Source organism: Pseudomonas sp. FJ2-5-13, from assembly GCF_029201605.1.
GTDB classification, from domain to species: Bacteria; Pseudomonadota; Gammaproteobacteria; order Pseudomonadales; family Pseudomonadaceae; genus Aquipseudomonas; species Aquipseudomonas lactis.
Map to the genome: position 1 here is coordinate 1,398,125 of NZ_CP104045.1, position 21,790 is coordinate 1,419,914.

The 21,790-nt window shown below is 61.1% G+C and carries 19 protein-coding genes and 1 pseudogene; 12 read left to right on the forward strand and 8 right to left on the reverse strand.

The window, feature by feature from the left end:
* Window positions 1-13 precede the first annotated feature (13 nt).
* A complete protein-coding gene (gene fpr, locus N2A98_RS06210; protein WP_003189055.1) occupies window positions 14-793 on the forward strand; it encodes a ferredoxin-NADP reductase in 780 nt (259 codons plus the stop codon).
* Window positions 794-832: 39 nt separating this feature from the next.
* Window positions 833-922, forward strand: a pseudogene (locus N2A98_RS06215) (outer membrane lipoprotein carrier protein LolA); the annotation flags it as partial.
* A 66-nt stretch (window positions 923-988) separates the two neighbouring features.
* Here the strand turns inward: N2A98_RS06215 and tsaA are convergent.
* The 7 genes from tsaA to N2A98_RS06250 form a co-directional block, all read right to left on the reverse strand.
* Window positions 989-1,684 carry a tRNA (N6-threonylcarbamoyladenosine(37)-N6)-methyltransferase TrmO gene (gene tsaA / locus N2A98_RS06220; protein ID WP_047712715.1) on the reverse strand — a complete coding sequence of 232 codons (696 nt, stop codon included), beginning with the start codon at window positions 1,682-1,684 and terminating at the stop codon, window positions 989-991.
* Between the two features lie 3 nt (window positions 1,685-1,687).
* Window positions 1,688-2,149, reverse strand: coding sequence for a DUF1456 family protein (locus N2A98_RS06225; RefSeq protein ID WP_017529765.1), 462 nt, complete (start codon window positions 2,147-2,149; stop codon window positions 1,688-1,690).
* Window positions 2,150-2,218: 69 nt separating this feature from the next.
* Window positions 2,219-2,929 (reverse strand): rRNA pseudouridine synthase, encoded by a 711-nt coding sequence (locus tag N2A98_RS06230; protein ID WP_034126494.1) that lies wholly within the window; start codon window positions 2,927-2,929, stop codon window positions 2,219-2,221.
* A gap of 750 nt (window positions 2,930-3,679) precedes the next feature.
* Window positions 3,680-4,150, reverse strand: a complete 471-nt coding sequence (locus N2A98_RS06235; RefSeq protein ID WP_044272220.1) for a GNAT family N-acetyltransferase — start codon at window positions 4,148-4,150, stop codon at window positions 3,680-3,682.
* Window positions 4,151-4,250: 100 nt separating this feature from the next.
* Window positions 4,251-5,579, reverse strand: coding sequence for a 30S ribosomal protein S12 methylthiotransferase RimO (gene rimO, locus N2A98_RS06240; RefSeq protein ID WP_169855583.1), 1,329 nt, complete (start codon window positions 5,577-5,579; stop codon window positions 4,251-4,253).
* Between the two features lie 193 nt (window positions 5,580-5,772).
* Entirely contained in the window at window positions 5,773-6,108 is a 336-nt protein-coding gene (locus N2A98_RS06245) for an addiction module antidote protein (protein WP_032893244.1), read from the reverse strand.
* On the reverse strand, window positions 6,105-6,428 hold the full coding sequence (locus tag N2A98_RS06250; protein ID WP_345774700.1) for a type II toxin-antitoxin system RelE/ParE family toxin: 324 nt from the start codon (window positions 6,426-6,428) through the stop codon (window positions 6,105-6,107). Before N2A98_RS06250 ends, N2A98_RS06245 begins: the two co-directional genes overlap by 4 nt.
* A 414-nt stretch (window positions 6,429-6,842) precedes the next feature.
* On the opposite strand from N2A98_RS06250, the gene N2A98_RS06255 reads away from it, so the two are divergent.
* The 3 genes from N2A98_RS06255 to N2A98_RS06265 all read left to right on the forward strand — a co-directional run bounded on the left by N2A98_RS06255 (window position 6,843) and on the right by N2A98_RS06265 (window position 10,552).
* Window positions 6,843-8,744 carry a potassium transporter Kup gene (locus N2A98_RS06255; RefSeq protein ID WP_275623155.1) on the forward strand — a complete coding sequence of 634 codons (1,902 nt, stop codon included), beginning with the start codon at window positions 6,843-6,845 and terminating at the stop codon, window positions 8,742-8,744.
* A gap of 212 nt (window positions 8,745-8,956) precedes the next feature.
* On the forward strand, window positions 8,957-10,063 hold the full coding sequence (locus N2A98_RS06260; protein ID WP_275623156.1) for an NADH:flavin oxidoreductase/NADH oxidase: 1,107 nt from the start codon (window positions 8,957-8,959) through the stop codon (window positions 10,061-10,063).
* Between the two features lie 303 nt (window positions 10,064-10,366).
* Window positions 10,367-10,552, forward strand: coding sequence for a hypothetical protein (locus tag N2A98_RS06265; protein WP_003189066.1), 186 nt, complete (start codon window positions 10,367-10,369; stop codon window positions 10,550-10,552).
* A gap of 54 nt (window positions 10,553-10,606) precedes the next feature.
* Here the strand turns inward: N2A98_RS06265 and N2A98_RS06270 are convergent, their stop codons facing one another.
* Window positions 10,607-12,232: a glucan biosynthesis protein D gene (locus tag N2A98_RS06270; protein WP_275623157.1), complete on the reverse strand. Its 1,626-nt coding sequence runs from the start codon at window positions 12,230-12,232 to the stop codon at window positions 10,607-10,609.
* A 304-nt stretch (window positions 12,233-12,536) separates the two neighbouring features.
* Here N2A98_RS06270 and N2A98_RS06275 point away from each other — a divergent pair, with 304 nt between their 5' ends.
* From N2A98_RS06275 to N2A98_RS06305, 7 genes are all read left to right on the forward strand, one after another.
* Window positions 12,537-13,244: a tellurite resistance TerB family protein gene (locus N2A98_RS06275; protein WP_044272228.1), complete on the forward strand. Its 708-nt coding sequence runs from the start codon at window positions 12,537-12,539 to the stop codon at window positions 13,242-13,244.
* A 1,128-nt stretch (window positions 13,245-14,372) separates the two neighbouring features.
* The gene (locus N2A98_RS06280; protein ID WP_044272237.1) at window positions 14,373-15,995 is read left to right on the forward strand and encodes a methyl-accepting chemotaxis protein; all 1,623 of its coding nucleotides are present in this window, start codon (window positions 14,373-14,375) and stop codon (window positions 15,993-15,995) included.
* Window positions 15,995-16,507 carry a chemotaxis protein CheW gene (locus N2A98_RS06285; RefSeq protein ID WP_003189072.1) on the forward strand — a complete coding sequence of 171 codons (513 nt, stop codon included), beginning with the start codon at window positions 15,995-15,997 and terminating at the stop codon, window positions 16,505-16,507. Before N2A98_RS06280 ends, N2A98_RS06285 begins: the two co-directional genes overlap by 1 nt.
* A complete protein-coding gene (locus N2A98_RS06290; protein WP_044272239.1) occupies window positions 16,504-17,766 on the forward strand; it encodes a protein-glutamate O-methyltransferase CheR in 1,263 nt (420 codons plus the stop codon). Before N2A98_RS06285 ends, N2A98_RS06290 begins: the two co-directional genes overlap by 4 nt.
* Window positions 17,763-18,464, forward strand: a complete 702-nt coding sequence (locus tag N2A98_RS06295) for a chemotaxis protein CheW (protein ID WP_044272240.1) — start codon at window positions 17,763-17,765, stop codon at window positions 18,462-18,464. Before N2A98_RS06290 ends, N2A98_RS06295 begins: the two co-directional genes overlap by 4 nt.
* A complete protein-coding gene (locus N2A98_RS06300) occupies window positions 18,461-20,740 on the forward strand; it encodes a hybrid sensor histidine kinase/response regulator (protein WP_275623158.1) in 2,280 nt (759 codons plus the stop codon). Before N2A98_RS06295 ends, N2A98_RS06300 begins: the two co-directional genes overlap by 4 nt.
* Window positions 20,737-21,747 carry a chemotaxis response regulator protein-glutamate methylesterase gene (locus tag N2A98_RS06305; protein ID WP_044272244.1) on the forward strand — a complete coding sequence of 337 codons (1,011 nt, stop codon included), beginning with the start codon at window positions 20,737-20,739 and terminating at the stop codon, window positions 21,745-21,747. Before N2A98_RS06300 ends, N2A98_RS06305 begins: the two co-directional genes overlap by 4 nt.
* Window positions 21,748-21,790: the final 43 nt, after the last annotated feature.

The following is a 21,790-nucleotide window of genomic DNA, read 5'->3' on the forward strand; positions in this document are numbered from 1 at the left end:
GAGTCCCCCGTACATGAGCAACATGAACCACGAGCGTGTCCTCAGTGTTCATCACTGGAACGACACTCTGTTCAGCTTCAAGTGCACCCGCGATCCGGGCCTGCGCTTCGAGAACGGTCAGTTCGTGATGATCGGCCTGCAACAGCCCAACGGCCGCCCGCTCATGCGCGCTTACTCCATTGCCAGCCCGAACTGGGAAGAGCATCTGGAGTTCTTCAGCATCAAGGTGCCCGATGGCCCGCTGACTTCCCAGTTGCAGCATCTGAAGGAAGGCGACGAGATCATCATCAGCAAAAAACCGACAGGCACCCTGGTGCTTGACGATTTGAAGCCGGGCAAGCATTTGTACCTGCTCAGCACCGGTACTGGCCTCGCCCCGTTCATGAGCGTGATCCAGGACCCAGAGACCTACGAGCGTTTCGAAAAAGTCATCCTGTGCCACGGCGTGCGCTACGTCAACGAAGTCGCCTACCGCGAATTCATCACCGAGCACCTGCCGCAGAACGAGTTCTTCGGTGAGGCCCTGCGTGACAAGTTGATCTACTACCCGACCGTGACCCGCGAGCCGTTCGAAAACGAAGGCCGCCTGACCGACCTGATGCGCAGCGGCAAGCTGTTCAGCGACATCGGCCTGCCGCCGATCAACCCCGAGGACGACCGCGCCATGCTGTGCGGCAGCCCAAGCATGTTGGACGAGACCAGCGAGGTGTTGAACAGCTTCGGCCTGAAGGTTTCGCCACGGATGCGTGAGCCGGGTGACTACCTGATCGAGCGCGCGTTCGTCGAAAAGTGACCTCGGATCACTTGTAGGAGCGAGGGGGACGCCTAGTTCTTGCTCGCGAAGGGCGCCAACGATAACGCTGGCATCTTGACTGAACGCGGTGCCTGCTCGTTTTTCGCGAGCAAGCTCGCTCCTGCAGTCGAATGCGTTGCAAAGAAAAGCCCGCGTTGCCTGTGAAGGCAGCGCGGGCTTTTGCGTTTCTGCGATTTACTGCGCCGGAACCACTTCCAGCACACAAATCATCCCCGGCTCCGGGTAGTGCCAGCGCACATCCACGTCCCAGAAGCGCACACCGTATTCACGCTCAGGGCCGGGCGTTTGGTAGGCCGGTCGCGGATCTTGCGCCAGGCACTGATCAATCAACTCTACCAACGGTTCACCAAGGCGTTGGGCGTGACCTTGCGCCTGTTGCAGTGCAGCCTTGAGCCATTGCACGCCGATCAGCGCGGGCGCATCGCTGGCGATGTGGTTGGTGGCCGCATCAACGCTATCGGCATACGGCACATACGGTTTGATATCCAGCACCGGCGTGCCATCGAGCAAATCTATGCCGGAAATCCACAGCCGCCCCGGCTCCACCTTGTCCAGTTTCACCACCGACTGGCCGATGCCATTGGGACGATGGGTCGCACGGGTAGCAAACACACCCATGGACGTATTGCCGCCCAGGCGTGGTGGGCGCACTTTCAGGCGTGGTTTGTCTTCCAGGGCCTGATGAAACAGAAACAGCAGCCACACATGGCTGACCTGTTCCAGCCCCTGCACCGCCTCGCCCTGGTCGAACGGCGCCACCAACTCCAGCACGCCACGGGCAGCCGGTGCCAGTTGCGGTTGGCGCGGGATGGCGAACTTCTCCTTGAAGCAGGAGCGTACGAAGCCGATGGGCGAGACCTGGTAACTCATGGCTTAGGCACGGACCCGCAAGGTCAGGCCCTTGAGGAAGTTACGCAGCAACTGATCGCCACAGGTGCGGTAGTTGGTATGACCAAACTTGCGAAACAGCGCGCTCAGCTCTGGCTTGGACACCGGGAACTCCGCTGCCTTGAGGATGGCATGCATGTCGTCTTCCTTCAGTTCGAAGGCCACGCGCAGCTTTTTCAGGATGATGTTGTTGGTCACCGGGGTTTCGATCGGCTGTGGTGGACGGCTTTCGTCCTTGCCGCGCTTGAAAATCACCAGGCCATCAAGGAAGTGGGCCATGACGTCATCCGGGCAGAACACGAAGCCTTCTTCCTCGTCTTTCTTGAGGTAGGTCAGCAGATCGTCCTTGGTCACGTCCATGCCGCCGAGCTTGATGATCTCGACCATCTTGTTGTCGCTGATGTCGAGCATGTAGCGCACGCTGCGCAGTACGTCGTTGTGAATCATGGTGGGCAATCCTGGTATTCAACGGATGACACCGCCGGAATCAGGCGGTGTCGGGAAAAGGGGAACGGCTTAAAACTTCTCTTTGCCGGACAGGTAACGCCATTGACCCACCGGCACCTTGCCGATGGACACGCCGCCGATGCGGATGCGGCGGATGGCGATGACTTTCAGGCCAACGGCTTCGCAGAACAGCGCGATCACGCCGGGTTGCGGGTTTTTCATCGCAAAGCGCAGGCGGTTTTCGTTCTGCCAGCTGGCTTTGACGGCAGGCAGCTCTTTGCCTTTGTAGGTCAGGCCGTGGTTCAGGCGGTTGAGGCCGTGGGCAACCATGTCGCCTTCGACTTCCACCACGTATTCCTGCTCGATCTTGGCGGCATCGGCGGTCAACTTGCGCAGAATCTTCCAGTCCTGGGTGAACACCAGCAGGCCACTGGCCTTGGCTTGCAGGTCGGCGCTGGCGCTCAGGCGCAGGAAATGGCCCTTGAGCGGGCGCTTGCCGAAGCGGTGTTCTTCAGAAAGCGTTTCGGCGCTGATCGAGGCCATGGCGGTTTCAGCATCCACGCCTGCGGGGGCGTGCAGCAGGATGGTCACCGGCTCTGGCGCGGTGGCTTTAGCCTCCGGGTCCAGCTCGACTTTCTCGTCAGTGACCTTGAACTGCGGCTCGTCGATCACTTCGCCGTCCACCGAGACCCAGCCGCCTTCGATAAACAGCTCAGCCTCCCGACGGGAGCAACCGACCAGTTCGATAAGGCGTTTGGAGAGGCGTATGGGGTCAGTCATGACAAGGGCCGTAACAAAAGGGGGCCACTATTGTACCTGCCTGGCGCCGGTTAATCCCGGCTCCATTTCAGCGCATGTGCCTTAACAATTATTAACTGACATGCCACGGGTCAAATGTGGGAGCTGGCTTGGCTGCGAAGGCGGCCTGGCAGTCTACCCATCGGGCGCTGGTATATGGCAATCGCAGCAGAGGTATCTACACAACTTCGGCACAACGCTAAACCTGTGGCGAGGGAGCTTGCTCCCGTGACGACCTCACAGCCCACACCCATCTACCTGGCACCCCGCGATCAAACTGTGGGAGCTGGCTTGCCTGCGAAGGCGGCCTAACAGTCAACACCGTTGGACCGGGTAGATATCCGTTATTTAGGTAACGGCCACTTAGGGTTCCGCCCTGACGGCGGCTCACTTTTGAAAAGCGCAAAAGTAAGCAAAACGCTCTTGCCCCACCACTCGGCACCTCGCTTAGGCTCGGTGTGCCCGTAATCCGCCAGTGATTTGGGGGGCCGCCGCCACGCGCCATCCATGGCGCGGGGCGGCTAAACCGGCATCCCTGCCGGTTTACCCCCCAAATCCCTGTCGAATTCCGGCCAGCGTGGTTTGACGGGGCGCATAAGATCAAGAGCAGATCAAGATCAAGAGCGGCTCGCTTCGCATCGTGGTTACCGGGGGCTGCGGCGAACTGCGCAGTTGTGTAGATACCTATGGCCATCACAGGCAAGCCAGCTCCCACCGTTGTACGGGGTGACTTCAGGCATTACGGGCTTGTTGCTGTTGCTGCAAACGCAGGCGCAGCAACGGATAAGGCTGCCCAAGCCCATCATGCTCCGTGCGCCCGATCACCTCGAAGCCTTGCTTGAGGTAAAACCCCAAGGCCTGGGGGTTCTGTTCGTTGACGTCCAGTTCATCGGCATTCATGTGTTCGATCGCGTAACCCAGCAATTGCCGGCCCAGTCCCTGCCCACGGTAGTGCGGGTCGATAAACAGCATCTCCACCTTGCCCGCCGACACGCCGGCGAATCCGTTGATGCGTTGGCGCGAGTCCTTGGTGCAGATCAGCATCACCGCATCGAGGTAGCGGGTCAGCACCAAGTTTTTCAGCAACTCGATATAGCTGTCCGGGAGGAAGTGGTGGGTGGCGCGTACCGAGTCCTCCCAGATCTGCACCAGGCGCGCGTAGTCGCTGGTTTTAGGTGTGTGAATCACCGAATGCTGACGCATACCCGCTGTCCCTTGCTGTATTCGGGGTTGATGGGCAATACGATAGACCTAAAAAAGCCCCGCATCTTCTCAGAGGCGAGGCTTTTTTATCATCGGGCGATCAGTCGCGCTTTTCAGCCCACAGGTCGTACTCGTCGGCGTCGGTCACAGTGCACCACACTTTGTCACCCGGCTTCAGGCCGCTGGCATCGTCGATAAACACGTTACCGTCGATTTCAGGGGCGTCGAAGAAGCAACGACCCACCGCGCCTTGCTCGTCGACTTCGTCGATGAGCACTTCGATTTCCTTGCCGATGCGCAGTTGCAGGCGCGCCGAGCTGATGGCCTGTTGGTGCGCCATGAAGCGCTCCCAACGGTCTTGCTTGACGTCGTCCGGCACCACGGCCAGGTCCAGCAGGTTGGCCGGAGCACCTTCCACCGGCGAGTACTGGAAGCAACCGACGCGGTCCAGCTGCGCTTCGGTCAGCCAGTCCAGCAGGTACTGGAAGTCTTCTTCGGTCTCGCCGGGGAAACCGACGATGAAGGTGGAACGGATGATCAGCTCCGGGCAGATCTCGCGCCAGTTCTTGATGCGTGCCAGGGTCTTGTCTTCGAACGCCGGGCGTTTCATCGCCTTGAGCACTTTCGGGCTGGCGTGCTGGAACGGGATGTCCAGGTACGGCAGGATCTTGCCGGCGGCCATCAACGGGATCAGCTCGTCCACGTGCGGGTACGGGTAAACATAATGCAGACGCACCCACACGCCCAGGCTGCTGAGGGCTTCGCACAGTTCGGTCATGCGGGTTTTCACCGGCGCGCCGTTCCAGAAACCGGTGCGGTATTTTACATCCACGCCGTAGGCGCTGGTGTCCTGGGAGATCACCAGCAGCTCCTTGACGCCAGACTTGACCAGGCGCTGGGCCTCGTCGAGCACGTCACCCACCGGGCGGCTCACCAGTTTGCCGCGCATCGACGGGATGATGCAGAAGCTGCAGCTGTGGTTGCAGCCTTCGGAAATCTTCAGGTACGCATAGTGGCGCGGGGTCAGCTTGATGCCTTGAGGCGGCACCAGGTCGATCAGCGGGTTGTGATCCTGGCGTGGCGGCACCACCTCGTGCACGGCGTTAACCACCTGCTCGTACTGCTGCGGGCCGGTCACGGCCAGCACGCTCGGGTGCACGTTGCGGATATTGCCTTCTTCCACGCCCATGCAGCCGGTCACGATGACCTTGCCGTTTTCCTTGATGGCTTCGCCGATCACTTCCAGGGATTCGGCCTTGGCCGAGTCGATGAAGCCGCAGGTGTTGACCACCACCACATCGGCGTCCTGGTACGTGGACACGACGTCATAGCCTTCCATACGCAATTGCGTGAGGATGCGCTCGGAGTCGACAAGCGCCTTCGGGCAACCCAGGGAAACAAAGCCAACCTTGGGGTTGGCTTTTGCGATGGTGGTGGACATGTCTAACCTCGGTATTGAATGACGCTGCCGGTCGTGCACGACAAGGCAACGGACGGGCGCTTGGCGCGCCTCTGATCAAAAAGTGCGCAATTCTATCGGTGGGCAACGCACTTGACCAGCTTTATGCAGGGAAATACGACGAGTGCTGCGCCGGGTAATCCCCATAGCCACTGGCGCGCGCTTAAGCCTGGATGTCTTGTTCGGTTCGGTGCGATACCACTTTAGACATGCCCACACCTAACGCCTGGAGGACTTTAAGCAAAGTAGAGAGCTTAGGATCGCCGCCGACGCCGATGGACCTGTAGAGGTTTGCTCGATTGAGTCCGGTGTTCTGCGACAAGCTGAGCATCCCACCACGGGCTTCCGCCACTCGACGGATAGCAACAAGGAAAGCGTCCTCGCCACCGGCTTCATCTATTTCTTCAAGCGCGACAGACAAATATTCGAGGGCAAATGCCTCGTCGTTGCGAAGCATTTCCAGAACGCTATCTTCGTGCGGGCGGGTACGAATGGTCATTTTTGCTGCACCTTGTAAGATTTCCAGAGAGCCTTGGCCTGATCGATATCGTTCTGCTGTCTGGCCTTCGAACCACCGCCCAATAGGAAAATGATTTTTCGATCCTGGACTGCGTAATACACGCGAAACCCCGGGCCGAAATCGAGCTTCATCTCAAAGACCCCATCACCCACTGGCTCGGTAATGCCAAAGTGACTAAGGGACGCCCGATCCACTCTGGTGGTGATTCTTGCTTTCGAACGCGTGTCCTGCACTGTATCCAGCCAAGCCTGGTAGATATCCACGCCGTTGATTGACAGTACGTGTTTCACTTCGTATATGAGGAATGTACCTTAAAAGAGACAGCTCGATAATTGAGTTTTTATATCGACTGCGCGCCATGCGAATGCACGATTGACCGATCAGGTAATCCGGCAAGGCGCTCCTGCTCACACCACCCAAGCAGCACGACTGAGCCGGGCCAGGAATATACGGTTGGCCGTAAATGTGATCAATGCAGGCAAAAAGGCGCCAAAGTGCTGCTGTGGCCTCTATGACTGATTGCCTAAAACGACACCCCGTTCACTTGAACGGGGAAATACGACGAGTGCTGCGCTATGCTTCGCGCCGTTGCGCACGGGTAAAGCCCTTGGGTCAATAAAACGTCTGTTACGAGAAGTAAAACAGCGCATGCTAGGGTCAGCTTAGAAGCGCTGTTTATAAAAGACCTCAGGTCAAAAGGGCAGGAGTGGTTGATGGGTCAGGCAAGTAGTCAGGCAGCCGGTGCCGAGCATTCAAAAGCCAAGCCGATTGGCATGCTGGTGGCGGCGGTCGGGGTGGTTTATGGCGATATCGGGACCAGCCCGCTCTACACCCTTAAAGAGGTGTTCAACGGTGGTTATGGCGTGCAGGTCAACCATGACGGTGTCTTGGGGATCCTCGCGCTGATCTTCTGGTCGCTGATCTGGGTGGTGTCGATCAAGTACGTGCTGTTCGTGCTGCGTGCCGATAACCAGGGCGAGGGCGGGATCATGGCGCTCACCGCGCTGGCGCGGCGAGCTGCCGGCACGCGGGCCAAATTGCACGGTTTTCTGGTGGTGTGTGGCCTGTGTGGCGCGGCGCTGTTCTACGGCGACAGTATGATCACCCCGGCGATTTCAGTGTTGTCGGCCATCGAAGGCTTGGAACTGGCGTTCGACGGCCTGGAAAAATGGGTGGTGCCTATTGCCTTGGTGGTACTGGTGGCGCTGTTCCTGATCCAGAAACACGGCACCGACCGCATCGGCAAGCTGTTCGGCCCGGTGATGGTCACCTGGTTCCTGGTGTTGGGCGGCCTGGGGGTGTACGGCATTTTGCAGCAACCCGAAGTGCTCAATGCGCTGAACCCGGCGTGGGGCGTGCGCTTCTTTATGGTTCACCCGGGTATTGGCGTGGCGATCCTCGGCGCGGTGGTGCTGGCCTTGACCGGCGCAGAAGCGCTCTACGCCGACATGGGCCACTTTGGCCGCAAACCCATCGCCCGCGCCTGGTTCCTGCTGGTGCTGCCGGCGCTGGTGCTCAACTATTTCGGCCAGGGCGCGATGCTGCTGGGCGATCCGGAGGCTGCGCGCAACCCGTTCTACCTGCTGGCGCCGAGCTGGGCGCTGGTCCCGTTGGTGGGCTTGTCCACTATGGCCACGGTAATCGCTTCCCAGGCGGTGATTTCCGGCGCGTTCTCGTTGACCCGCCAGGCGATCCAGCTGGGTTATATCCCGCGCATGCATATCCAGCACACCTCCAGTGCCGAACAGGGCCAGATCTACATCGGTGCAGTGAACTGGTCGTTGATGGTCGGCGTGATCCTGCTGGTGCTGGGTTTCGAATCTTCCGGTGCCCTGGCCTCGGCCTACGGCGTAGCTGTAACAGGCACCATGCTGATGACCACCATTCTGGTATCGGCGGTCATGCTGCTGCTGTGGAAATGGCCGCCGGTGCTGGCCGTGCCGCTGTTGCTCTGCTGCCTGTTGGTAGACGGCCTGTTCTTCGCGGCCAACGCGCCGAAGATTCTCCAGGGCGGGGCCTTCCCGGTACTGGCGGGGATCGTGCTGTTTGTGCTGATGACCACCTGGAAGCGCGGCAAGCAATTGCTGGTCGGCCGTCTCGACGAGGGTGGCCTGCCATTGCCGATCTTTATCAGTAGTATCCGCGTACAGCCGCCCCATCGCGTGCAGGGCACGGCGGTGTTCCTCACCGCGCGGCCCGACGCCGTGCCCCATGCGCTGTTGCACAACCTGCTGCATAACCAGGTGCTGCATGAGCAGGTGGTGCTGTTGACCGTGGTCTATGAAGACATTCCACGGGTGCCAGCGGCGCGGCGCTTCGAGGTGGATGCCTATGGCGAAGGCTTCTTCCGGGTGATCCTGCACTTCGGGTTTACCGATGAACCGGACGTACCCGAAGCGTTGAAGCTGTGCCATCTGGATGATCTGGACTTCAGCCCGATGCGCACCACCTATTTCCTTAGCCGTGAAACGGTGATTGCCTCGCGTATCAAAGGCATGGCCCGTTGGCGCGAAGTGTTGTTTGCCTTCATGTTGAAAAACGCCAACGGCAACCTGCGGTTCTTCAAACTGCCGGTCAACCGTGTGATCGAGCTGGGCACCCAGGTCGAGATGTAAGGCGCTGCCTACCGGGAGCCGGCAATCGGCTCCCGCTTTCCTTTCTGAACCCTGTGCAAACGATGGTTGTCGACTAGGCTGGTAGGAGCGAGCTTGCTCGCGAAAAACGTCAACGATCACGCGTTAATCCTGGATAAACGCGACCCCTGTGAGGCCTTCGCGAGCGAGCTCGCTCCTACAAAAATGCCTATGAAGCCCAGAAGAGGTGCGCCATGAGTCAGCTGCTCGAACCTTACACCCTGCGCCAATTGACCCTGCTCAACCGCATCGCGGTTTCACCCATGTGCCAATACTCCAGCGACGATGGCCTGGCCAATGACTGGCACCTGGTGCACCTCGGCAGCCGAGCCGTGGGCGGCGCCGGGCTGATTTTTACCGAGGCCACGGCGGTGGCCGCCGACGGCCGCATCACCGCCCAGGACCTGGGCCTGTGGAACGACGCCCAGATCGAACCGTTGCGGCGTATTACGCGGTTTATCGCGGCCCAGGGCGCAGTGGCCGGAATTCAGCTGGCCCATGCCGGGCGCAAGGCCAGCACTCATCGGCCATGGATCGGCAAACACGGCAGCGTCAAACCGGAGGAGGGCGGCTGGGTGCCGGTGGGGCCCTCGCCGATTGCCTTCGACCCCAATCACACCCAGCCCAAGCCACTGGACGAAGCACAGATCCAGCAGGTGATCGCCGACTTTGTCGCCGCCGCCAAGCGCGCCTTGACCGCAGGCTTTGAAGTGGTGGAAATCCATGCCGCCCACGGGTATCTGTTGCACCAGTTCCTCTCGCCGATCAGCAACCAGCGTCAAGACCACTATGGCGGCTCTTTCGAAAACCGCATTCGCCTGGTGCTGGAAGTGACCAAGGCCGTGCGCACCGTGTGGCCTGAGGAGTTGCCGCTGTTTGTGCGCGTGTCGGCCACCGATTGGGTGGAAGACGGCTGGAACCCGGATGAAACCGTGGAATTGGCGCGCCGCCTGAAAGACCTGGGGGTGGATCTGATTGACGTATCGTCCGGGGGCACTGCCGCCAATGCCGAGATTCCCACCGGCCCCGGCTACCAGACGCGCTTCGCTGAGCGCGTGCGCAAGGAATCGGGCATGGCCACCGGCACCGTTGGCATGATTACCGAACCCGCCCAAGCCGAGCACATCCTGCGTACCTGCCAAGCCGACATTATTTTCCTGGCCCGCGAACTGCTGCGTGACCCTTATTGGCCACTGCACGCCGACGATGACCTGGGTGGGCGCAAGGCAACCTGGCCTGCGCAATACCAGCGGGCGACTCATCGGGACCAGCCGATTCATGAGTCGGACCTGCGGGATTGATCCTGCTCACCTCTGTGCCAAACCCACCCTGATACGGTGGGTTTTTTCTTGCGCGCGTTGTAGGCGTTGCGCAGCCGATATCGGCCACTGCGTGAGCAATCGCTGTAGGCTTTTATTACCGACGTTATTTTTTAAGTTAATACTCTAAAAAAATCCCACGAATGATGAGATAGTTTCTACGCTAAGGGTAAGCCCGACTTCTGGCCCAGGGAGACAGGCGGTTGGTCCGCGAAGCCGTTGCGCTTCTCGGGAGTTGGGAAATGGGCACCAGGAGTATTTGACTGATATCAGGAGTAGCTGTCCATGGCCAAGTCCTATGGCGTAGCGGGTGCGGTGGCGTCTTTTCTGAGCCGCCGGATGTCCTTGCGGGGTCGAAGATTGAGTTCAGATGAAATGGAGTTGCTGGCGCAATATCGGGCGCTGACCGAGAGTGATCAGGTGGCGATGCGCTATCTGATTGGCGCGATGAAAAGCGTGTCGCGGTTCTGAGCCAAATCCGATCATTCCCACGTTATTGCGTGGGAATGATCGTGCAGTGTGGCATCAGGTGTACTTGCGTTGCTCTGGCGCAGGCGGGAAGTACTGATACAGCCAGGTTTCACTGAGGGTGCGGTCCTGGGTGCGAATAAACAGGCGTAGCTCGACCGGCTCCACGCTGTCGCTGGTGGGGTACCAGTCGAACAGGATGCGGTAACCCTTGATGTTGTCCAGCACCAGCACGCTGAAGTCCTTCACCTCACCGTGGGAACAGGTCACCACAGGCTCGATGCCAGTGCCCGCCGGCAGGCGATCCAGGCCGCCGCCCTTGAAGTCCACGGCAAAACGCCGCGCCCATACTTTCGGATAATGCTCGCCGGGGGCCCAGCCTTCGGTAAAACCGCCCATGCCCGAACGGGTCGCGTCGACCTGTGCCAGCGGCGTGCTCACCGGCGGCAGTGCGCTCCAGTACAGCTTGTAGCCGTAGTTGAGCGAATCACCGGCGGCCACGGGCTTTTTCGGGGTCCAGAAGGCCACGATATTGTCCAGGGTTTCGCCAGTGGTAGGGATTTCCAGCAGGTCGATCGAGCCTTCGCCCCAGGCCGTGGTCGGTTCAACCCACAGGCTTGGGCGTTTGCTGTACCAGTCGACGGTGTCCTGGTAGCTGGCGAACTCATGGTCGGTCTGCACCAGGCCGAAGCCTTTGGGGTTAGTGTCGGCGAACGCGTTGAATTGCAGCTTGGCCGGGTTGTTCAGGGGCCGGCAGACCCATTCGCCGTTGCCGCGCCACATGGCCAGGCGGTCCGAGTCGTGGATTTGCGGGTGAATGGTGTCGCACATGCGGCGCTCATGGGTGCCGCAGCTGAACATACTGGTCATGGGCGCGATGCCCAGTTGTTCGATGGCGGTGCGCGCATTGATGTGCGCGTCGATCGCCATCACCACTTGGTTGGCCTGGCAGTCGATATCGAAGCGATAGGCGCCAGTGGCGCTGGGCGAGTCGAGCAGGGCGTAGACCACAAAACGCGTGGCGTTCTTGTCCGGGGTTTCGAACCAGAACTGCGTGAAATCAGGGAATTCCTCGCGTTTTTTCGCGTAGGTATCAATCGCCAGGCCGCGCGCCGAGAGGCCGTACTGGCCGGTGGAATCCACCGCACGGAAGTAGCTGGCGCCCAGAAACGAGAGCACGTCATGGCGGTCCAGTTCCGGCGCCTTGAACAGCTTGAAGCCGGAGAAACCCAGGTCGCCGGTCAGTTGCTGGGTGTCCATCGTGGTTTTTTCATAGTTGAACAGCGAAGGGCGAAAGTGCACTTCGCGGGCTTCACGGGTCTTGGGGTCGACGCTGTGCATGCGCACCGGCGTCTTGAAACCCATGCCGACGTGGAAGAACTGCACGTCCAGTTGGCCGTTCAACTCCTTCCACAGCGAATGGTTGCGGTCGTAGCCGATGGCGTTGAAATTCTGCGGGGTCATGGTGGCCAGGGTCGGCGGCAGCACCTGCTTAGTGTCCTGGTAGCCACGGGTGGCCAATTGCTTGGCCTGGGCCTTGAGCGATTCGAAATCGAACGCCACGGCCTTGCCATCGGCAGCCTGGTTTGCGGCCCAGGCCTGCGCGGCCAGCAGGCCACTGGCCGACAAACCGGTGTAAGCCGCAATGGCCATGGATGCTTTGAGCAAATTCCTGCGGTGCATAGAGACAACCTGTCGTGAGCAAATCCCGCGCCGTTCCTGGCACGTAACGGATCAGAAATAAAGGTTCGGACATGCCTTCGGCCAAACGCAACGGACAATAAACAGACGCCGGATAGCTTAAGCGGTTCGATGAGCGAGGCAAATTGATTGATGGCGGGATGATGGCGTTGCATGTGCAACAAGACATTTCCAGCATCGCGGCAGAGCGTTACATCTGGAAGCACTCTAGATCACGGCTTTTTGGCACTTAGTTTTACGCTGGAGGCCTATTGGTCCTACGAACCCAAGTGTCTGGAGGCTACGAATGAATACCCGTGGATTGCTCGATCAACTGCTCAAGTCTGGCCAGGACATGTTGCAAAACAAGGCCGGCGGCCAACGCAAGTCCAATGACAAGGGCGCCCTCGGCGGCTTGCTCAACGGTGGCGGGCTCGGCAGCATGCTCGGCGGTGCCGGCGGCGGCGCCCTGGCAGCGGGAGCCATGGGCTTGCTGCTGGGCAACAAAAAAGCCCGCAAATTCGGCGGCAAGGCACTCACCTACGGCGGCTTGGCCGCACTCGGTGTGATTGCCTACAAGGCTTACGGCAACTGGCAAGCCCAGCAGGCCAGCGCGCCCCAAGGCGAGCCGCAAACCATCGACCGCCTGCCACCGGCCCAAGTGGAGCAACACAGCCAAGGCATTCTCAAGGCACTGGTAGCCGCGGCCAAGGCTGACGGGCATGTGGATGAGCGCGAGCGCGCCTTGATCGAAGGCGAATTTACCAAGCTGGACAACGATCAGGAGTTGCAACACTGGCTACACGCCGAACTCAACAAACCCCTGGACCCCACCGACGTCGCTCGCGCCGCCAGCACCCCGGAAATGGCCGCCGAAATGTACATCGCCAGCGTGATGCTGGTGGACGAAGAAAACTTCATGGAAAAAGCCTACCTGGACGAACTGGCCCGCCAGCTGAAACTTGAACCAGGCTTGAAGCTTGAGCTGGAAAAACAAGTACGGCTAAACGCGTAAATAGGGCCACACGCCAGTCAAACCTGTGGGAGCGGGCTTGCCCGCGAATGCGGTGGGCCAGTCACTACTATTTCTGACTGACTGACGCCATCTCGGCATAGATACCAACACCGTAACTACGATGCGAAGCGAGCCGCCCTTGATCTTGCTCTTGATCTGCTTTTGATCTTAGGCGCCCCGTTAAACCACGCTGGCCGGAATTCGACAGGGATTTGGGGGGTAAACCGGCAGGGATGCCGGTTTAGCCGCCCCGCGCCATGGATGGCGCGTGGCGGCGGCCCCCCAAATCACTGGCGGATTACGGGCACACCGAGCCCAAGCGAGGTGCCGAGTGGTGGGGCAAGAGCGTTTTGCTTACTTTTGCGCTGTTCAAAAGTGAGCCGCTGTCAGAGCGGAACCCTAAGTAGCCGTTACCGCAGGAATGGATATGTACACAATCCAGCTGTGTTGACTGTTAGGCCGCCTTCGCAGGCAAGCCAGCTCCCACAGTTGGGTCGCGGGGAGTCAGGTAGATAGCCGTAGGCTGTTAGGCCGCCTTCGCAGGCAAGCCAGCTCCCACAGTTGGGTCGCGGGGAGTCAGGTAGATAGCCGTAGGCTGTTAGGCCGCCTTCGCAGGCAAGCCAGCTCCCACAGTTGGGTCGCGGGGCGTCAGGTAGATAGCCGTAGGCTGTTAGGCCGCCTTCGCAGGCAAGCCAGCTCCCACAGTTGGGTCGCGGGGAGTCAGGTAGATAGCCGTAGGCTGTTAGGCCGCCTTCGCAGGCAAGCCCGCTCCCACAATTGGGCCGCGGAGCGTCAGGTAGATAACCGTAGGCTGGGAGGCCTCCTTCGCGAGCAAGCCCGCTCCCACAGTTGGATCGCGGGGTGTCTGGTAGATAAGCGTTGCCGCCTTCTCAGGCAAGCCAGCCACATTCAGATTGTGGGGGGGCAGGTGAATAGGTGTCGGCTATCAGGCCGTCACGGGAGCAAGCTCCCTCGCCACAGGTCCAGCGCCGTACCAAAATTGTGTAGATAGCTGTGGCCAACGCGAGCACATCTGCATTCTGTGCACTGCACATCAAAAGCCTTGATAAAAGCGCGCAGCCGCTCAGCTATACTCCCCTCCATTTGAACGGCCCTCGAGGAATTACTGTGAAGAACTGGACCCTGCGCCAAAGGATTTTGGCGAGCTTTGCGGTAATTATCGCGATCATGCTGCTGATGGTCGTAGTCTCGTATTCACGCCTGCTGAAAATCGAAGTCAGCGAAAACTCAGTCCGAGACGATGCAGTGCCGGGGGTGTTTTTCAGCTCGATGATTCGCAGCGCCTGGGTCGACAGCTACCTGCAAACCCAGGAACTGGTCGGTATCCACAAGAACCAGGGCATTTCCGAGGTTGACAAGCAGGACTACAAGTCTTTCGAAGCACGGCTCGAACAGCACATGGGTAGCTATGCGGCGACGATCAATATCGATCAGGATCGCACCGAGTTCGATGCCTTCGAAAAACTGCATCAGAACTACAATCGGATTCTCGCTCAGGTCCTGGAAGCACATCAGAGCAACAATTCAGCCGAAGCGCTGAGGTTGTTCAACGAGCAACTGACCCCCGCCTGGACCGCAGGCCGCATGAAGCTCAATGACATTATCAACGAGAACAAACAGGTCGCCGACAACGCTACCGCCGCCATCGATGATGCGGTAGCGGCCGCGAAGATCAGCATGGGCGTCTCGCTGCTGCTGGCAATTCTCGCCGCCGCGCTGTGTGGCCTGTTGCTGATGCGCGCGATCATGGCGCCGATGCAGCGCATCGTTCAAATCCTTGAAGTCATGCGCACCGGCGACCTGAGCAAGCGCCTGAACCTGGAGCGCAAGGACGAATTCAACGCAGTCGAAACCGGCTTCAACGACATGATGACCGAGCTGACTGCACTGGTGTCCCAGGCGCAGCGCTCATCGGTACAGGTCACTACCTCGGTCACCGAGATTGCCGCGACCTCCAAGCAGCAACAGGCCACCGCGACAGAAACCGCGGCGACAACCACCGAAATCGGCGCCACATCCCGCGAAATCGCCGCCACGTCCAAAGACTTGGTCCGCACCATGACCGAAGTGTCCACCGCCGCCGACCAGGCCTCGGTGGCAGCAGGTTCCGGCCAGCAGGGCCTGGCCCGCATGGAAGAAACCATGCACTCGGTGATGGGCGCCGCCGACCTGGTCAACGCCAAGCTGGCGATCCTCAATGAGAAGGCCGGCAACATCAACCAGGTGGTAGTGACCATCGTCAAGGTGGCCGACCAGACCAACCTGTTGTCCCTCAACGCGGCCATCGAGGCAGAGAAAGCCGGTGAATACGGGCGCGGCTTTGCCGTGGTTGCCACCGAAGTGCGTCGCCTGGCCGATCAGACCGCCGTGGCGACCTACGACATCGAACAGATGGTGCGCGAGATCCAGTCGGCGGTGTCGGCGGGGGTGATGGGCATGGACAAGTTTTCCGAGGAGGTGCGCCGGGGCATGTCTGAGGTGCAACAAGTGGGCGAGCAACTGTCGCAGATCATCCATCAGGTACAGGCCCTGGCGCCGCGGGTGTTGATGGTCAACGAAGGCATGCAGGCCCAGGCCACCGGCGCCGAGCAGATCAACCACGCGCTGGTGCAATTGGGCGATGCCAGCAGCCAGACCGTCGAATCCCTGCGCCAGGCCAGCTTTGCCATTGATGAACTGAGCCAGGTTGCGGTCGGTCTGCGCAGCGGCGTCTCGCGTTTCAAAGTCTGATGAGCGAGCTCGCGGCTAAACGCGGTGCCGTCCCGGCAGCGAAAAAGGCGTTGTTCCTGGTGTTTCGCATCGGCAACGAACGTTTTGCCCTCAAGGCCACCGAAGTGGCCGAGGTGCTGCCGCGCCTGGCGCTTAAACCCATCGCCCAAGCGCCCTTATGGGTGGCGGGTATCTTCGCCCATCGTGGGGTGCTGGTGCCGGTCATCGACTTGAGCGCGCTGACGTTCGGCACTTCGGCCCAGGCGCGCACCAGTACGCGCCTGGTGCTGGTCAATTACCAACCGCAGCCCTGGAGTGAGGCGCGTTGGCTGGGGCTGATCCTGGAACAGGCCACCGACACCCTGCGTTGCGACCCCGCCGAGTTCCAGCCCTATGGCCTGGACAACCAGCAGGCGCCGTACCTGGGGCCGGTGCGCGAGGATGCCCAAGGCTTGATGCAGTGGATTGGCGTCGCGGATCTGTTGACCGCGCCAGTGCGCGCCTTGTTGTTCTGTGCCGAGTTGAGCCTATGAGCAATGACCCGCGGTTTTTCGCGTTCTTGAAAGAACGCATCGGCCTGGACGTCGCTTCGGTGGGCGAGGCGATCATCGAACGCGCGGTGCGCCAGCGCTGCCAGTCGTCCCAGTCGCCGTCGGCGCAGGCTTACTGGCAGCACCTGCAAACCTCCCATGACGAGCAGCAAGCGCTGATCGAAGCGGTGATCGTCCCCGAGACCTGGTTTTTCCGCTATCCCGAATCCTTTGCCACCCTGGCCCGACTGGCCCAGGTGCGCCTGGCCGAGATCAACCAGATGCGCGCCCTGCGCATTCTCAGCCTGCCGTGTTCGACCGGCGAAGAGCCCTATTCGATTGCCATGGCCTTGCTCGATGCGGGTTTGGCGCCCCACCAGTTCAAAGTGCAGGGCATGGATGTCAGCCCACTGTCGGTGGAGCGCGCGCGGCGGGGCGTGTACGGCAAGAACTCGTTTCGCGGCGCCGACCTTGAGTTTCGCGACCGCCACTTCACTGAAGACGCAGGCAGTTACCACATCGCCGACCGAGTGCGCGAACAAGTGCGCCTGCAAGTCGGCAACTTGCTGGACCCGGCACTGCTGGCGAACGAGCCAACCTACGACTTTGTGTTCTGCCGCAACCTGCTGATCTACTTCGACCAGCCGACCCAGAAACAAGTGTTTGATGTGCTCAAGGCGTTGACTCACGTGGACGGTGTGCTGTTTATCGGCCCAGCCGAGGGCAGCCTGCTGGGGCGCCACGGTATGCGCTCCATCGGCGTGCCGCAGTCCTTCGCTTTCAGTCGGCATGTAGAACCGACCCCGCCGCCAGCACCTGTGGTCAAACCGACGCCCGCGCCGCTACCGCAGCGCAGGGCGGCGCCCATACCGCTCAAGCCGCGGCCGTTCAGTACGGTCAGCCCCAGCGTGCCACCGGTCAAAGGGGTGCCTACCGATGCCGGGGATTTGCTCAGCCAGATCGCAACCCTGGCCAACGAGGGCAAAAGTGCCGAGGCCCGTGCGGCCTGCGAGCGGTATTTGAGCAGCCACCCACCGGCCGCCCAGGTGTTTTATTGGCTGGGGCTGCTCAGCGATGTGGCTGGCAGTGCCCTGGAGGCCCAGGGGTATTACCGAAAAGCCCTGTATCTGGAACCGCAGCATCCCCAGGCCCTGATGCACCTGGCCGCGTTGCTCGAGTCCCAGGGCGACAGTGCCGGCGCGCGTCGTCTTCAGGCACGCGCCGCCCGTAGCGAGCGAGCTGACAGTGAGTCCAAACGATGAGTAGCCCTGACGTGCTCGACACCGCAGGCCTGGACCTGACGCTGACTGACACCCAAGCCATTGATGACTGTTGGAACCGCATCGGTATCCATGGCGACAAGTCCTGCCCGTTGTTGGCTGAGCACATCCACTGCCGCAATTGCTCGGTGTATTCCGCCGCTGCCACGCGCCTGCTTGACCGCTACGCGCTGCAACAGGACGACCATCACGCGCAGGCAACTGCCGAAGCGGATAACGAGGTGGTCACCCGTTCGCTGTTGATGTTCCGCCTCGGCGAAGAATGGCTCGGGATCGCCACCCGCTGCCTGGTGGAAGTGGCGCCGTTGCAGCCGATCCACTCGCTGCCGCACCAGCGCTCCCGGGCGCTGCTGGGCGTGGCCAATGTACGCGGGGCGCTGGTGGCATGCCTGTCACTGGTGGAACTGTTGGGCCTGGACAGCACCAGTACCGGCGCCAGTGGCGGGCGGATCATGCCGCGCATGCTGATCATCGCTGCCCAGGACGGCCCGGTCGTGGTGCCGGTGGATGAAGTAGACGGCATCCACGCCATCGATGAGCGCACCCTGCAGGCCGCGTCGGTGTCCGGCACCCAGGCCAGCGCCCGCTACACCCAAGGCGTGTTGCAGTGGAAAGGGCGCAGCCTGCGTTGGCTGGACGAAGCGCAATTGTTGTCCGCCGTGACCCGGAGCCTCGCATGACCCCCGACCAGATGCGCGATGCCTCGCTGTTGGAACTGTTCAGCCTGGAAGCGGACGCGCAGACCCAGGTGTTGAGCGCGGGCCTGCTGGCGCTGGAGCGCAACCCGACCCAGGCCGACCAGCTCGAAGCCTGCATGCGCGCCGCGCATTCACTTAAAGGGGCGGCGCGGATTGTCGGCGTGGATGCCGGGGTCAGCGTGGCCCATGTCATGGAAGATTGCCTGGTCAGCGCCCAGGAGGGCCGCCTGTACCTGCAACCTGAGCATATCGATGCGTTGCTGCAAGGCACCGACCTGCTGATGCGTATCGCCACCCCGGGCAACGATGTGGGGCCGGCGGATATCGAAGCGTACGTAGCGCTGATGGAGCGCTTGCTCGACCCCTCGCAGCCGATTGCCACGCCGGTGCCAAAACCCGAGCCCATCAGCGCGCCGCGGGTTGACGCGTTGCTGCTGGAGCCTGAGCTGGAGCCCGCGCCAGCGGTCAGTAGCGAAGCCCCGCGCCAGAACAAGCGCATGACCGAAGGCGGCGAGCGGGTGCTGCGGGTCACAGCCGAGCGCTTGAACAGCCTGTTGGACTTGTCCAGCAAATCCCTGGTGGAAACCCAGCGGCTCAAGCCGTACCTGGCCAGCCTGCAGCGGCTCAAGCGCATTCAGAGCAACAGCTTGCGTGCCCTCGACGCCCTGGATGGCCAGCTCAAATCCCTGGATCTGAATCTGGAAGCCCAGGAAGCCCTGGCCGATACCCGTCGCCTGCTGAGTGAAGCCCAGGCCCTGCTGGCGGAAAAAAACGCCGAGCTGGATGAGTTCGGTTGGCAGGCCGGCCAGCGTGCCCAGGTGCTCTACGACACCGCCTTGGCCTGCCGCATGCGGCCGTTTGCCGACGTGCTGGCCGGGCAGGTGCGCATGGTGCGTGACCTCGGTCGTAGCCTGGGCAAGCAGGTGCGCCTGGAGATTGAGGGCGAAAAGACCCAGGTCGACCGTGACGTACTGGAAAAGCTCGAAGCGCCGCTCACCCATTTATTGCGCAATGCGGTCGACCACGGCATCGAAACCCCTGAGCAGCGCGTGCTGGCGGGCAAGCCGGCGGAAGGCTTGATTCGCCTGCGCGCGTCCCATCAGGCCGGGCTGCTGGTGCTGGAGCTGAGCGATGACGGCAACGGTGTCGACCTCGAGCGCCTGCGCGGCACTATCGTCGACCGGCACCTGTCGCCGGTGGAAACGGCGTTGCGCCTGAGCGAAGAAGAGCTGCTCACGTTCCTGTTCCTGCCGGGGTTCAGCCTGCGCGACAAGGTCACCGAAGTGTCCGGGCGCGGGGTCGGCCTGGACGCGGTGCAACATATGGTTCGCCAGCTGCGCGGCGCGGTGGTGCTGGAACAGACAGCAGGGCAGGGCAGCCGCTTCCATCTGGAGGTGCCGTTGACCTTGTCGGTGGTGCGCAGCCTGGTGGTGGAAGTCGGCGAAGAAGCCTATGCCTTCCCCCTGGCGCATATCGAACGCATGTGCGACCTGGCCCCCGACGACATCGTGCAGTTGGAAGGCCGCCAGCACTTCTGGCATGAGGGCCGGCACGTCGGCCTGGTTGCCGCCAGCCAGTTGCTGCAGCGCCCGCCGGGGCAGACCCCGTCAGATACCTTGAAAGTGGTGGTGATCCGCGAACGCGATGCCGTGTACGGGATTGCCGTGGAGCGTTTTATTGGCGAGCGCACCCTGGTGGTGTTGCCGCTGGATGATCGCCTGGGCAAGGTCCAGGACATTTCCGCCGGGGCCTTGCTCGATGACGGCTCGGTGGTGTTGATCGTCGACGTCGAAGACATGCTGCGCTCGGTGGATAAATTGCTCAACACCGGCCGCCTGGAGCGCATCGCCCGGCGCAGCCAGCAGGCCACCGAAGCGCCGCGCAAACGCGTGCTGGTGGTGGACGACTCACTGACGGTACGTGAGCTGCAACGCAAATTGTTACTCAACCGTGGTTATGAAGTTGCCGTTGCGGTCGATGGCATGGATGGCTGGAACGCATTGCGCTCCGAGGACTTCGACTTGCTTATCACGGATATTGATATGCCTCGCATGGACGGTATTGAATTGGTCACACTTTTGCGCCGTGACAGTCGCCTGCAATCGTTGCCGGTGATGGTGGTTTCTTACAAGGATCGTGAAGAAGACCGCCGCCGTGGCCTCGACGCCGGGGCCGACTATTATTTAGCCAAAGCCAGTTTCCATGACGACGCCTTGCTCGACGCCGTGGTTGAACTGATTGGAGGCGCCCGGGCATGAGGATTGCGATCGTCAATGACATGCCTCTGGCGGTGGAAGCCTTGCGTCGTGCCTTGAGTTACGAGCCCGCCCATGAAGTGGTGTGGGTGGCCAGCAATGGCCTGGAAGCGGTGCAACGTTGTGCCGAGCTGACCCCGGACCTGATCCTGATGGATTTGATCATGCCGGTGATGGACGGCGTGGAAGCTACCCGGCAGATCATGGCCGACACGCCATGCGCGATCGTGATCGTCACCGTCGACCGCCAGGCCAACGTCAGCCGTGTGTTCGAAGCCATGGGCCACGGCGCCCTGGATGTGGTGGACACCCCGGCACTGGGCGTGGGCAACCCCAAGGATGCGGCGGCGCCGCTGTTGCGCAAGATCCTTAATATTGGCTGGCTGATCGGCCAGCGTGGTACCCGAGTGCGTGCCGAAACCCCGCCGCAGCGGGTCACCGGCAAGCGTCAACGGCTGGTCGCCATTGGATCTTCGGCCGGTGGGCCGGCGGCCCTGGAAGCCCTGCTCAAGGGCTTGCCCCGGGATTTTCCCGCCGCCATCGTGCTGGTGCAGCACGTGGACCAGGTGTTTGCCGCCGGCATGGCCGAGTGGTTGAGCAGCGCTTCAGGTCTGCCGGTGCGCCTGGCCTGTGAAGGCGAGCCGCCTCAACCCGGCGTGGTATTGCTGGCCGGCACCAACCATCATATTCGCTTGTTGAAAAATGGCACGCTAGCCTATACCGCAGAGCCGGTGAACGAGATTTACCGGCCGTCGATCGACGTGTTTTTCGAAAGCGTCGCCAGCCACTGGAACGGTGACGCCGTCGGCGTCTTGCTCACCGGCATGGGGCGCGACGGCGCCCAAGGCCTCAAGCTGATGCGCGAACAAGGATATTTGACCATCGCCCAGGACCAACAGAGCTCGGCGGTGTATGGCATGCCCAAAGCGGCGGCGGCGATTGACGCTGCTGTTGAAATTCGCCCACTGGATAGAATTGCGCCCCGATTGCTGGAGGTCTTTGCAAAATGAACAAAAATCTCCCGCCGTGCTGGCTTGCAGGTAGTAATTCAGG